The following is a 12,810-nucleotide window of genomic DNA, read 5'->3' on the forward strand; positions in this document are numbered from 1 at the left end:
AGTGACATGCTTCCGTAAGGCTCGTCAGAGACGAGCGTTAATCATATTCTTGCCCCGACGCACGACATTGTCGGGGCGGCGGCACCAGGCCTGTTCCGTGTTCTTCGGCGAATTACCAGCGCGCTTTCAGCAGGTTTGGCTGGATCCCGCCAATGGCGCGGGTATTGCCAAACACCTGCGGTGCCATGCCGGCTTCAAACTCTTCACGGAAATATTTAATCGCACTCTGCAGGGGCTCAACCGCACCCGGCGCGTGCGCACAGAAGGTTTTACCCGGGCCAAGCTGACGGCAGAGTTGCAGTAAGGTTTCGATATCGCCTGGCTGACCCTGCTTCTGCTCCAGCGCGCGCAGAATTTTGACGCTCCACGGCAGGCCATCGCGACACGGTGTACACCAGCCGCACGACTCGCGGGCAAAGAACTCTTCCAGGTTACGCACCAGCGAGACCATGTTGATCTCGTGATCGACCGCCATCGCCAGCGCCGTACCCAGACGACTGCCCGCTTTGCCGATGCTGGCAAACTCCATGGGCAGATCCAGGTGCTGGTCGGTCAGGAAGTCAGTCCCTGCCCCGCCGGGCTGCCAGGCTTTGAACTTCAGTCCGTCACGCATACCGCCCGCATAATCTTCAAGAATTTCACGTGCGGTGATACCGAATGGCAGCTCCCAGACGCCGGGATTTTTAACCCGTCCGGAGAAGCCCATCATTTTGGTACCGGCATCTTCGCTTTTAGAGATGTTTTTGTACCACTCCACGCCGTTGGCCAGAATCGCCGGAACGTTGGAGAGGGTTTCCACGTTGTTCACGCAGGTCGGTTTGCCCCACGCGCCCGCACTCGCCGGGAATGGCGGTTTCGAACGCGGATTTGCACGACGGCCTTCCAGTGAGTTAATCAGTGCCGTCTCTTCGCCGCAGATATAACGACCTGCGCCGGTGTGGACGATCAACTCAAAGTCGAAGCCGGTACCGAGAATATTTTTACCGATATAGCCCGCTTCCGTCGCTTCAGCAATCGCACGACGCAGATGCACCGCGGCTTCAATGTATTCGCCACGTAAGAAGATATAGCCACGGTAAGCCTTCAGCGCAAAGGCGCTGATCAGCATTCCTTCCACCAGCTGGTGAGGCATCTGCTCCATCAGCAGGCGGTCTTTATAGGTGCCCGGCTCCATCTCATCGGCGTTACACAGCAGGTAACGGATATTCATCGACTCATCTTTCGGCATCAGGCTCCACTTCAGCCCGGTGGAGAAGCCCGCACCGCCGCGCCCTTTCAGGCCTGAATCTTTGACTGCCGCAACGATTTCATCCTGCGACATGCTTTTCAGCGCTTTTTCCGCACCGGCATAGCCGTTTTTACTGCGATATTCGTCAAGCCAGACAGGTTGCTTGTCGTCACGCATCCGCCAGGTCAGCGGATGGGTTTCTGCAGTGCGAATGATCTGTTTAATTGTCATTGATACTGCTCCAGCAAACCAGGGATGCCTTCCGGCGTCAGATGCACATGCGTGTCTTCATCCACCATCATCGTTGGCCCCTTATCGCAGTTACCCAGACAGCAGGTTGGCAGCAGTGTAAAGCGGCCATCGGCAGTGGTCTGACCCGGTTTGATATTCAGTTGCTGTTCCAGTGCTGACTGGATGCCCTGATAACCGGTGATATGACAGACCACGCTGTCACAGTAACGGATCACATGACGGCCAACCGGCTGACGGAAGATCTGGCTGTAAAATGTCGCCACACCTTCAACATCACTCGCCGGGATACCCAGTACCTCGGCAATCGCATTGATGGCGCCGTCCGGCACCCATCCGCGCTGTTTCTGCACGATCTTCAGCGCTTCAATCGAGGCTGCACGCGCATCTTCATAGTGGTGTTTTTCGTGCTCAATGGCGTGATGCTCTTCCGCGCTCAGCACGAAGACCTCGTTAGGGTCGATCGTTTTAATGGCAATGTGTTGATCGTGCATAATTAGCGGTCCACGTCTGACATAACAAAATCGATACTACCCAGATATACGATCAGGTCGGATACCAGGCTGCCACGGATTACTGAAGGAATCTGCTGCAGATGCGGGAAGCTCGGCGTACGCACGCGGGTGCGGTAGCTCATGGTGCTGCCATCGCTGGTCAGGTAGTAGCTGTTGATCCCTTTCGTCGCTTCAATCATCTGGAACGACTCATTGGCTGGCATCACCGGCCCCCACGAAACCTGCAGGAAGTGCGTAATCAGCGTTTCAATGTGCTGCAACGTGCGCTCTTTCGGTGGCGGCGTTGTCAGCGGATGATCCGCTTTAAACGGACCCTCTGGCATGTTGTTGAGACACTGCTCAAGAATGCGCAGCGACTGCCACATCTCTTCCATTTTCAGCATGACGCGGCTGTATGCATCGCTGATGCCGTCGCCGACCGGGATTTCAAAATCGAAGTTTTCGTAGCCGGAGTAGGGACGCCATTTACGTACGTCAAAGTCGAGACCGGTAGCACGCAGACCAGCACCGGTAGTGCCCCATGCCAGCGCCTCTTCCATATTGTAAGCGGCAACGCCTTTGGAACGGCCAATCAGTACGCTGTTGCGCAGTGCCGCTTTGTCATACTCTTTAAGACGTTTTGGCATCCAGTCGAGGAAGTCACGCAGCAGACGTTCCCAGCCTCGCGGCAGGTCATGCGCGACACCACCGATGCGGAACCACGCCGGGTGCATACGGAAACCGGTAATCGCCTCAACCACGTCATAGATTTTCTGACGGTCGGTAAAGGCAAAGAACACCGGCGTCATGGCCCCGACGTCCTGAATAAAGGTGGAGATATAAAGCAGGTGGCTGTTGATGCGGAACAGCTCAGAGAGCATCACGCGGATCACATTAACGCGATCGGGCACCACGATACCGGCCAGTTTCTCCACCGCCAGTACGTACGGCATTTCGTTTACGCAGCCGCCGAGGTATTCGATGCGGTCAGTGTAAGGAATGTAGCTGTGCCACGACTGACGCTCGCCCATCTTTTCGGCACCACGGTGGTGATAGCCGATGTCAGGCACGCAGTCGACAATCTCTTCACCATCCAGCTGCAGAATGATGCGGAATGCCCCGTGCGCCGACGGGTGGTTAGGCCCGAGGTTCAGGAACATGAAGTCTTCGTTGGTGGTGCTGCGCTTCATGCCCCAGTCTTCAGGCTTAAAGGTCAGCGCTTCCATCTCCAGATCTTCTTTCTGTTTGGTCAGCGTAAACGGATCGAATTCGGTGGCGCGCGCCGGGTAATCTTTACGCAGCGGATGGCCTTCCCAGGTCGACGGCATCATGATGCGCGTCAGATGCGGGTGACCATCAAAGGTGATACCAAACATCTCCCAGGTTTCACGCTCATACCAGTTGGCATTCGGGAAAAGGCGGGTGATGGTCGGCAGATGCATATCGTTTTCAGAGAGTGCCACCTTGAGCATGATGTCGCGGTTGCGTTCAATCGACAGCAGGTGGTAGAAAACGGAAAAATCCGCCGCAGGCAGGCCTGCACGGTGGGTACGTAAACGCTCATCCACGCCATGCAGGTCATACAGCATGACGTAAGGCTTGGGTAATTTACGCAGGAACTCGATAATTTCCAGTATCTGTTCACGCTTCACCCACACCACCGGAATACCGGTACGGGTTGGCTGAACAGTGAAGGCATCCGGCCCAAAACGGTTACGCAACTCGCCGATCACCGGGTCATCAAGGTGATCACGGGTTTGCCATGAAGGCTGAGCGAGATCTTGCGTGGTCAAATCTGTCATACGTTACTCACCATTCCGGCCTGGTCTCAGGCACTCAAATGAAGGCGTCAGGATGGGGCCATGCATTAAATTGTGATGTTCTGCTGCAGGCGCTGTTTTCCATCCATACGGTTTTAAACTTCGTCCGGGCTGCGCAGGTTTGTGACTGCGATGCGCTCGCCGCGTTTTCTTTCACGCTCAGATGGCATGTTGGCGCGATAAACGCCCTGATCGCCAACCACCCATGAGAGCGGACGGCGCTCTTTGCCGATCGACTCCTGCAATAGCAGCAGTGCCTGCATATACGCTTCAGGACGTGGCGGACAGCCAGGAATATAAACATCGACCGGCAGGAATTTATCGACACCCTGCACCACGGAATAGATGTCATACATGCCGCCAGAGTTAGCGCAGGCACCCATGGAGATCACCCATTTTGGTTCCAGCATCTGATCGTACAAACGCTGAATAACCGGGGCCATTTTGGTGAACGGCGTACCGGCAATGACCATGAAATCGGCCTGACGTGGCGAAGCGCGCATAACTTCGGCGCCAAAACGTGCCACGTCGTGGACCGCGGTGAACGATGTTGTCATCTCAACGTAACAACAGGACAGGCCAAAGTTATAAGGCCAGAGGGAGTTTTTACGCCCCCAGTTCACCATGTCATGCAGGGCATTTTCGAGTTTGCCCATATAAACGCTGCGATGAACGTGCTGCTCCAGCGGATCGCTGACGATTTCCTGCTTTTGCAGAGGATAACGGTCGTTCTCACCACCGTTCGGGTCTATGCGGGTGAGCGTATAGTCCATCTTATTGCCTCTCTTTTACTGCTTATGAGGATTGGTGTGGCTGACCGTAGTGGTTTTGACCACCACGCGACGGCGAGCTGGAGCCCAGTCCAGTGCGCCAATGCGTACCAGATAGACCAGACCCGCCAGGAGCACCAAAATGAAAATTGCGGCTTCCACAAAGCCGATCCAACCGCTTTCACGGATTGAAGTCGCCCATGCGTATAAAAAGAGGGCTTCGACGTCGAAGATGACGAAAAACATCGCAACCAGATAAAATTTCGCCGACAGGCGGATATGGGTATCACCAACGGATTCAATGCCCGATTCGAATGGCGTGTCTTTGTAGCGGGCGCGCGCTCTGCCGCCAAGCAGCCATCCTCCGGTCAGCATGAAAGCACACAGGCCAAAGGCAATAACGATAAATACGATAAACGCCCAGTGCTGAGCGATGATTTCGGTGGTAGTTGACATACTCATTGCTTACTCATCAAAAGTGGCGCTGGCATCCTGCACGCGTTTCCCGCAGCAAACTGACCACATCGATTCAAGGGAAGGATAAAAACCTTTCAAATGTCGCTGTTATTACGTAATAAGCAGCTATTTTATGGGGTTTTTTACTCCTTTCTATAACCTTTTGTCAACTTTGACAAAAGTATCCAAACATTATTTCACACCTGCATCATATTATTAACAAATGATGCCCCGCTTTCCAGCTAAATCGCTTCAGTCTGTAGGGTTAATTTTAGTGTAGCGGGTATTCACATGCATGGATCGTGCATTTAACAAACATATTTTGACAGGTATCACTGAATTTTCCCTCCCCTTTCCAGGGCTATTTTTTTGATCCAGAACACACTTTTGCCCTTTATGCGTTAATTTTCCCCACCTGAAACGGTAATTCGGAACAAAGCGTTCGGTTTTTTGGTCTGGATGTTTCAATTAAGCAGGTGGTGAAACTTTTTTAGTCGGGTCAGGAGAGGCAGATGAGCAGTAAGGAACATCGGACGAGGGTCAGGCACAAAAAAGCCTCTCGTTCTTTTCAGGGAAGGAGAGGCTTATTTATAAGCGTTTATTAAGGCAATCACGCAGGTATTGAGTACAACACGTTAGCGAAATTACTCTTCGTCATCCAGCAACAGTGAACCGTCGGGATTATTGCTCAGGTTATAAGGATCATTGGTGGACTGCATGGCATTGAAGATAGCCAGCGCCAGTTCATTATCGCTGTCTGGATTACGGCACAGCAGATATTGCGTATCCGGCAGTACCGGCAGTCCTTCAGCTGCACCCATAACACGCAGTTCCGGGCTCATCATCTCGACCGGACGTGCCGTCACGCCCAGTCCCGCTTTCACCGCTGCGCGTACTGCAGCCAGTGTGGAAGCGACATAAGAGATACGCCACGGGATGCCCGCTTCGTTGAGATGATCGATAGCCATATCACGATAAGGACTTGGCTCATCCAGCAATACCAGTGGAATGGCTTCGCCACGCTGGAAGATATAATCCGCTGCGCAGTACCACAAGGTAGGTGAAGTACGCAGTACCTGATAGGTAAAATTGCCCGGGCTGGAAGTCGTCACAACCAGGTCCACTTCACCCTGATTGAGCATTTCCATCATAAACGGATTACGTTTAACCCGCACATCGATTGCCAGTTTCGGATACACCGAGGTCACCCGGTTTAGCAGGAACGGCAGAATAGTGTCAGAGGTGTCATCAGAGGCGCCAATAGTCAGCACGCCCTGAATGTTGCTGTACATCAGAGATGTGCAGGCTTCGTCGTTAAAACGAAGAATTTTTCTCGCATAGCCTAAAAGCTGGATACCGTGCTCTGTCAGAAGCTTATTACGTCCATGTCTGGCAAACAGCTCTTTACCTACCAATTGTTCCAGACGCTGCATCTGCTGACTGACTGCTGACTGGGTTCTGCAGACCGCTGCAGCAGCAGCTGCAAAGGTATTCAAATCCGCAACGGCAACGAAGGTTCTCAGCAGATCGAGGTCGAGATTCAGTATCGGACGATTTGCATTAGTCATGTTTTTTCTTCACTTATAAGATTTTTACGAACTACTACCCTGGTGTTATCACAAGCTTATCAAAGTGATAAGCAGTAATGGTGCTCAATGACAGTCCTGTGTGAAGACTGACACAAAAAAAGTTTATGTGGATCCTGCACTGTTGAGTCCTCTGAAGGGTCATAGTGCTATTCAAGACAGATACAACTTCTGAACCGATGGCGCTGGGTGCGCAAATGCAGGAAGCTGCGTAGTTGTCTTATTCCCATCAGAAAGAATCGTGTGGGATAGAAAGCGCACTTTACTGGCTATCAAAGCGAAGCGGCAAAGTGCACTAAATAATAAATTATACTTAATCATTTTTGACTTCAAAATGGAAATGATTTTGTGAAAAGCGCTGTAAATTTTGTGCTAAAGGCATTTCCAGACCCTTATGCCACATTATTGATCACTTTTTAAGCCTTCAGCGTTCTGAAATTTAGTGAGGAAGTGTTAAGTACGGCTCACAATCCTGCAATAAAGGTGCCATATGAAGCTCTGCTTTTGGCACTTTTCCGGCGAACACAAGGCCTTAAACACGCCACTCTTAAGCAGCGTTAAGGCGTAATCTTCAGGCACGTTATAAAATCGTCCATAATTTGAACATTTATAAAATATCCTTTAACTATTTCTCTAAGTGTATATTTCAGGTGCAAAGAAAAGTTCCATTTCAATAACTTCCAGATAGCGTTCATGATGCTAAAGCCATATGTCGGTTCAGCAGCGCTTTGGACAAGTTAAAATCCTGCATTAATGCAAATTTATGGTTTTATTAACCAGTTTACGCGACAACAAATATTTTTTACGCTGCGCACCGGGCAAAAAGTTGTTGAACCCGCCAAAACGGGGCGGCACCCTTCTTTTGTGACTGTCAGGAGAGTACATTGTGCTGGTTGGATTTCTGTGGCAGCCAAAAGGATTCTGCCCATTAAGGCGGTAACAATGACTTTTCAAATTGATAAATCCGGAAAACTCGATAACGTCTGCTATGACATCCGTGGCCCGGTACTGAAAGAGGCTAAGCGCCTCGAAGAAGAAGGTAACAAAGTTCTGAAGCTGAACATTGGCAACCCGGCGCCGTTTGGTTTTGAAGCACCGGATGAGATACTGGTCGATGTTATTCGTAACCTTCCCAGCTCTCAGGGCTATTGTGACTCCAAGGGGCTCTATTCCGCCCGTAAAGCGATCATGCAGCACTACCAGGCGCGCGACATGCGCGATGTCACCGTAGAAGATATCTACATTGGCAACGGTGTTTCAGAACTCATCGTGCAGGCGATGCAGGCGTTACTGAACAGCGGCGACGAAATGCTGGTGCCGGCCCCCGACTATCCGTTATGGACGGCTGCGGTTTCCCTCTCCAGCGGTAAAGCAGTGCACTATCTCTGTGACGAATCAGCAGGCTGGTTCCCTGACCTCGATGATATCCGCAGCAAGATAACGCCTCGTACCCGCGGCATCGTGATTATCAACCCGAATAACCCCACTGGCGCGGTCTACAGCAAAGAGCTGCTGTTAGAGGTGGTTGAAATTGCGCGTCAGCATAACCTGATTATTTTCGCCGATGAGATCTACGACAAGATCCTCTATGACGATGCACAGCATCACTGCATCGCAGCGCTGGCACCCGATCTGCTGACTGTTACCTTTAATGGCCTTTCTAAAACCTATCGCGTTGCCGGTTTCCGTCAGGGCTGGATGGTACTGAACGGGCCGAAGAAACATGCTAAAGGCTATATAGAAGGACTGGAGATGCTCGCCTCGATGCGCCTGTGTGCCAACGTACCGGCGCAGCATGCGATTCAGACGGCGCTGGGCGGCTACCAGAGCATTAGCGAATTTATCATGCCGGGTGGTCGTCTCTACGAGCAGCGGCAGCGCGCCTGGGAGTTGATCAACGATATTCCAGGCGTCAGCTGTGTGAAGCCGCAGGGCGCGCTTTATATGTTCCCGAAAATCGATGCCAAAAAATTCAACATTTTCGACGATCAGAAGATGGTGCTGGATTTTCTGTTACAGGAGAAGGTGCTACTGGTTCAGGGCAGTGCCTTTAACTGGCCATGGCCCGATCACCTGCGCATTGTTACGCTGCCTCGTGTGGATGATCTTGAGATGGCGATCAATAAGTTTGGCCGCTTCCTGCAAGGCTATCGTCAATAATCAGGCCCGCGTATACTGACGCTATTTGGGGAGAGCCAGAACCTGTCTCTCCCCCGCCAGCCAACAGGAACGCTCATGACACAAAGTCACTTCTTTGCTCATCTCTCCCGTCTTAAGCTGATCAACCGCTGGCCGCTGATGCGCAATGTGCGCACCGAAAATGTCTCCGAACACAGTCTGCAGGTCGCCATGGTGGCGCATGCCCTGGCCGTGATCAAAAACCTTAAATTCAACGGGTCGCTTAATGCCGATCACATTGCCATGCTGGCGCTTTACCACGATGCCAGTGAAGTGCTCACCGGCGATTTACCGACTCCGGTAAAGTATTACAACGCGCAGATCGCCCACGAATATAAGAAAATCGAGAAGATTGCTCAGCAGAAGCTGATTGAGATGCTGCCTGAAGAGTTTCAGGCGATCTATCGCCCGCTGATCGATGAGCATCTGCACAGCGAAGAGGAGCAGGCTGTTGTGAAACAGGCGGATGCGCTCTGTGCATATGTAAAATGTCTTGAGGAGTTGTCTGCCGGGAACAACGAATTTTTACTGGCCAAAGCGCGGCTGGAAAAGACCCTGGCACTTCGGCGTTCACCGGAGATGGATTACTTCGTTGAGGTGTTTATTCCGAGCTTCAGCCTGTCACTGGATGAAATCTCGCAGGATACGCCACTCTAAGCCCGGCGGTCTGGCCGCCGGGCCAGCCCTTAAGCCTGCTGACGGAAGGTAAAGCTGCCGTCAGACTCGCGGGTTATCACCAGTGACGCCAGTGAGTCGAGCTGAAGCGCTACCTCATCCAGCCGGGGTGTCTCCGCCGGCGCATTGATGGCAATCACCGCACAGCCAGCATTCAGGCCGGATAAGATTCCGGCAGGTGCATCTTCTGCAACCACGCACGATGTCGCCGCTAATCCCAGCTTCTCCGCGCCAAGCAGGTAGGGATCGGGCTCCGGTTTGCCCTTAGCCACCTGTTCAGCGGTAATAAACACGGCAGGCTTCGGTAAGCCTGCGGCTTTATGACGTGCATGTGCGACCGGCACTGAACCGGAAGTGACAATCGCCCAGGGAATCTGCAGTTCGTTCAGCCGGTTCAGCAACGCGTTGGCCCCTGGCAGCGCCTGCACACCGTCGGTGTCCGCCGCTTCAGCCTGCTCCAGCGCAACAAACTCTGCCTGAATAGCCTCTTCCGACTGGCCTGACATGAAATGACGCAGAGAGGTGATCGCCTGTTTGCCATGAATGAAATCCAGAATCTCATCAGCCGCGATGCCATGACGGGCACCCCACTGGCTCCAGGCTCGTTCAACCGCTGGCAGTGAATCCACCAGCGTGCCGTCTAAATCAAATAGAAAACCTCTGTAGGTCACGCGCTCCTCCTCATCAGGCATTAATCACTTGCGCAATTTCGTTTGCACTTAAATGGTACTGGCGCGGACAAGTCTGCCACAAAGCTAACATCCGTTGATACTTTTCCCACATTGGGGTCTGCGCATTAAAACCATGGGTGCCGGAATCGAAGTGGGTATAACGCCCTTCTGTATTGACCATAAAACGGACATAACCCAGCAGGCGCGCTTCCGTTGCCGCATCGAAGCCCAGAAAGGCCAGACGCCGCTCTTCAAGCTCACCTTTCTCTTTAAGGTTCGACCAGGAGACGTGGAGAGCGTGATGCATTTCCATAATATCGATCACCGTCCGGCAGATCGCTTCGCTGAGTTCGCCAAACTCTTTGTCCAGCTCCCGCATCTGCAGCGCATAACCGCGCTCGATGATGGTCTGGTAACGGCGAAAACGCTCCGCATTTTCCGGCTCAAGCATGGCCATCATTTTGTACTGATTAGTGAGAATCAAACGCTGCGCATGGGTCATTTCCATCATTTACTCCCGGTCAGAGACCGCTCAGTTAATCGACAATGGAGAAATCATTGCACAGCGTTAGCGACACGGAAATCGCCGTATCACCATTCTTTGATTTGGCCGCAGGTTAGCGGTAAATATTTTACCGCCAGCCCGGGATAGGTCAGAGATCGTCGAGGAAAGTGCGGTCGAGTTGTTTGAACGCCCGCTTTAGCAGATCGGCCAGCGCCTGATAGGTCGGCTTGCCTTCTACTGGCGCTATCGCCTGCCCCGCTTCTTCCAGCCGGGCACGAACTTCATGAAACCAGTTAAGCAGCGTCGGCGGCAGCGGCGTCACAGAACGCTTTCCCAGCCACCATAATCCCTGCATCGGCAGGGTACAGGCAAACAGCGCGGTCGCCACGGCCGGGCCTAACTGACCGCCCATCGCGATCTGCCAGGTCAGCGTAAAAATCGCCAAAGGGGGCATAAAGCGAATAGCAAAACGCGTTGCCGATGAAACACGGTTTTCCGGGAACATAGGTGCCAGGCGCTTATCAGCCGGCCAGGTCTTCATATAGTGTTGGCCGCGCTGAAACATCCGAAACCAATTGGTACTGCCAGATTCATTCGCCATGGCTCACCTCAACTAATACTGTAAAAATTAAAAAATAGTTATAACTACACAACTTTACGTGACATCCTTCAATTATTTTTGTCTTTAAAGGTGACTCCAGCTATTCTGACGCCGTTTTACCCCCTTTCCGGAAGCGGATTGCGCTTTTGGGAAGAGGCCTGAGCCAGGTTCAGACGAGGCAATCTTCAAATTTTCGCGTAAGATTGCCGAAATTTTTTGCGGAAATGCAGAATTCTGTCTACCGCATGATGTTTGTCATTAATCTACCAGCTTTCATGGGCTACGCTGTTAGTCTGATTGCGTTTTATTTAGCCACTCTCAAAAAATAGGTACTTCCATGTCGAGTAAGTTAGTTCTGGTTCTGAACTGTGGCAGCTCTTCCCTTAAGTTTGCCATCCTCAACCCTGCCAGCGGTGAAGAATTCCTGTCTGGCCTGGCGGAATGTTTCCACCTTCCTGAAGCCCGCATCAAATGGAAGCTGGAAGGCGAAAAACAGGAAGCGCCTCTGGGTGCTGGCGCAGCGCATAGTGAAGCGCTGAACTTTATCGTTAAAACCATTCTGGCACAAAAACCTGAGCTTTCGGCACAAATTGCTGCAATCGGCCATCGTATCGTTCATGGCGGCGAGAAGCTGACTCAGTCAGTCATCATCACTGAAGAAGTGGTACAGGGCATCAAAGACGCCTCTTCTTTTGCACCGCTGCACAATCCGGCTCATCTGATCGGTATTGATGAAGCGATGAAAAACTTCCCGCACCTGTCAGATAAGAATGTCGCGGTATTTGACACCGCTTTCCATCAGACAATGCCGGAAGAGTCTTATCTCTATGCGCTGCCGTACAAATTGTATAAAGAGCATGGCGTTCGTCGCTATGGCGCGCATGGTACCAGCCACTTCTATGTGACCCATGAAGCGGCCAAAATGCTCAACAAGCCGCTTGAGTCACTGAATATTATTACCTGCCACCTCGGTAACGGCGGTTCTGTCTCTGCCATTCGCAACGGCGAGTGTGTGGACACCTCAATGGGCCTGACCCCACTGGAAGGCCTGGTGATGGGTACCCGCAGTGGCGACATCGACCCGGCAATTATCTTCTTCCTGCACGATACGCTGGGTATGAGCGTCGATGCCATCAATAAACTGCTGACCAAAGAGTCTGGCCTGTTAGGTCTGACTGAAGTCACCAGCGACTGCCGCTACGTGGAAGATAACTACACCACCAAAGAAGATGCGAAGCGCGCAATGGATGTCTTCTGTCATCGCCTGGCGAAATATATCGGCAGCTACACTGCGCTGATGGATGGCCGCCTGGACGCCGTGGTATTTACTGGCGGCATCGGTGAAAACGCCGCGATGGTTCGTGAACTCTCACTGAAAAAACTGGCACTGCTGGGCTTTGACGTCGATCACGATCGCAACCTGGCGGCCCGTTTCGGCAAGTCTGGTTATATCAATAAAGAAGGCACCCGCCCGGCGCTGGTGATCCCGACCAACGAAGAGCTGGTCATCGCCCAGGACGCCGCGCGTCTGACTGCGTAAACACTTCTCTCCGTCAGCTCAGGCTGACGGAGTTGTT

12 protein-coding genes are annotated in these 12,810 nt (G+C 52.4%); 3 read left to right on the plus strand and 9 right to left on the minus strand.

The window, feature by feature from the left end; all coding sequences use genetic code 11:
- Positions 1-112: 112 nt before the first annotated feature.
- The 6 genes from nuoF to lrhA all read right to left on the minus strand — a co-directional run bounded on the left by nuoF (position 113) and on the right by lrhA (position 6,585).
- Complete coding sequence (gene nuoF / locus ACMGGP_RS11935; RefSeq protein ID WP_010258069.1) at positions 113-1,459, minus strand: NADH-quinone oxidoreductase subunit NuoF; 1,347 nt, start codon at positions 1,457-1,459, stop codon at positions 113-115.
- Positions 1,456-1,971, minus strand: a complete 516-nt coding sequence (gene nuoE / locus ACMGGP_RS11940) for an NADH-quinone oxidoreductase subunit NuoE (RefSeq protein ID WP_010258066.1) — start codon at positions 1,969-1,971, stop codon at positions 1,456-1,458. The genes nuoF and nuoE overlap by 4 nt, the downstream gene beginning before the upstream one ends.
- 2 nt (positions 1,972-1,973) lie before the next feature.
- Complete coding sequence (nuoC, locus tag ACMGGP_RS11945) at positions 1,974-3,773, minus strand: NADH-quinone oxidoreductase subunit C/D (protein ID WP_010258063.1); 1,800 nt, start codon at positions 3,771-3,773, stop codon at positions 1,974-1,976.
- Positions 3,774-3,886: 113 nt separating this feature from the next.
- On the minus strand, positions 3,887-4,564 hold the full coding sequence (locus ACMGGP_RS11950; RefSeq protein ID WP_003854245.1) for a NuoB/complex I 20 kDa subunit family protein: 678 nt from the start codon (positions 4,562-4,564) through the stop codon (positions 3,887-3,889).
- 15 nt (positions 4,565-4,579) lie between these two features.
- A complete protein-coding gene (locus tag ACMGGP_RS11955; protein ID WP_010258058.1) occupies positions 4,580-5,023 on the minus strand; it encodes an NADH-quinone oxidoreductase subunit A in 444 nt (147 codons plus the stop codon).
- 638 nt (positions 5,024-5,661) lie between these two features.
- Complete coding sequence (lrhA, locus tag ACMGGP_RS11960; protein ID WP_010258055.1) at positions 5,662-6,585, minus strand: transcriptional regulator LrhA; 924 nt, start codon at positions 6,583-6,585, stop codon at positions 5,662-5,664.
- A gap of 960 nt (positions 6,586-7,545) precedes the next feature.
- Between lrhA and ACMGGP_RS11965 the strand changes: the two genes are divergently transcribed.
- Both ACMGGP_RS11965 and yfbR read left to right on the plus strand, forming a co-directional pair.
- On the plus strand, positions 7,546-8,763 hold the full coding sequence (locus tag ACMGGP_RS11965; protein WP_010258051.1) for a pyridoxal phosphate-dependent aminotransferase: 1,218 nt from the start codon (positions 7,546-7,548) through the stop codon (positions 8,761-8,763).
- Positions 8,764-8,838: 75 nt separating this feature from the next.
- Complete coding sequence (gene yfbR / locus ACMGGP_RS11970) at positions 8,839-9,438, plus strand: 5'-deoxynucleotidase (RefSeq protein WP_010258048.1); 600 nt, start codon at positions 8,839-8,841, stop codon at positions 9,436-9,438.
- A gap of 29 nt (positions 9,439-9,467) precedes the next feature.
- On the opposite strand, the gene ACMGGP_RS11975 is transcribed toward yfbR, so the two are convergent.
- The 3 genes from ACMGGP_RS11975 to yfbV form a co-directional block, all read right to left on the minus strand.
- Positions 9,468-10,127, minus strand: a complete 660-nt coding sequence (locus ACMGGP_RS11975; RefSeq protein WP_498798470.1) for a sugar phosphatase — start codon at positions 10,125-10,127, stop codon at positions 9,468-9,470.
- Between the two features lie 13 nt (positions 10,128-10,140).
- On the minus strand, positions 10,141-10,638 hold the full coding sequence (locus ACMGGP_RS11980; RefSeq protein ID WP_250488630.1) for a YfbU family protein: 498 nt from the start codon (positions 10,636-10,638) through the stop codon (positions 10,141-10,143).
- Positions 10,639-10,780: 142 nt separating this feature from the next.
- A complete protein-coding gene (gene yfbV / locus ACMGGP_RS11985) occupies positions 10,781-11,233 on the minus strand; it encodes a terminus macrodomain insulation protein YfbV (RefSeq protein ID WP_045139796.1) in 453 nt (150 codons plus the stop codon).
- A 337-nt stretch (positions 11,234-11,570) separates the two neighbouring features.
- Between yfbV and ackA the strand changes: the two genes are divergently transcribed.
- Positions 11,571-12,773 carry an acetate kinase gene (gene ackA / locus ACMGGP_RS11990; protein WP_010258040.1) on the plus strand — a complete coding sequence of 401 codons (1,203 nt, stop codon included), beginning with the start codon at positions 11,571-11,573 and terminating at the stop codon, positions 12,771-12,773.
- The last annotated feature ends 37 nt before the right edge of the window (positions 12,774-12,810 follow it).

The organism is Curtobacterium sp. BNK-1 (assembly GCF_048685235.1).
Lineage (GTDB): Bacteria > Pseudomonadota > Gammaproteobacteria > Enterobacterales > Enterobacteriaceae > Pantoea > Pantoea agglomerans.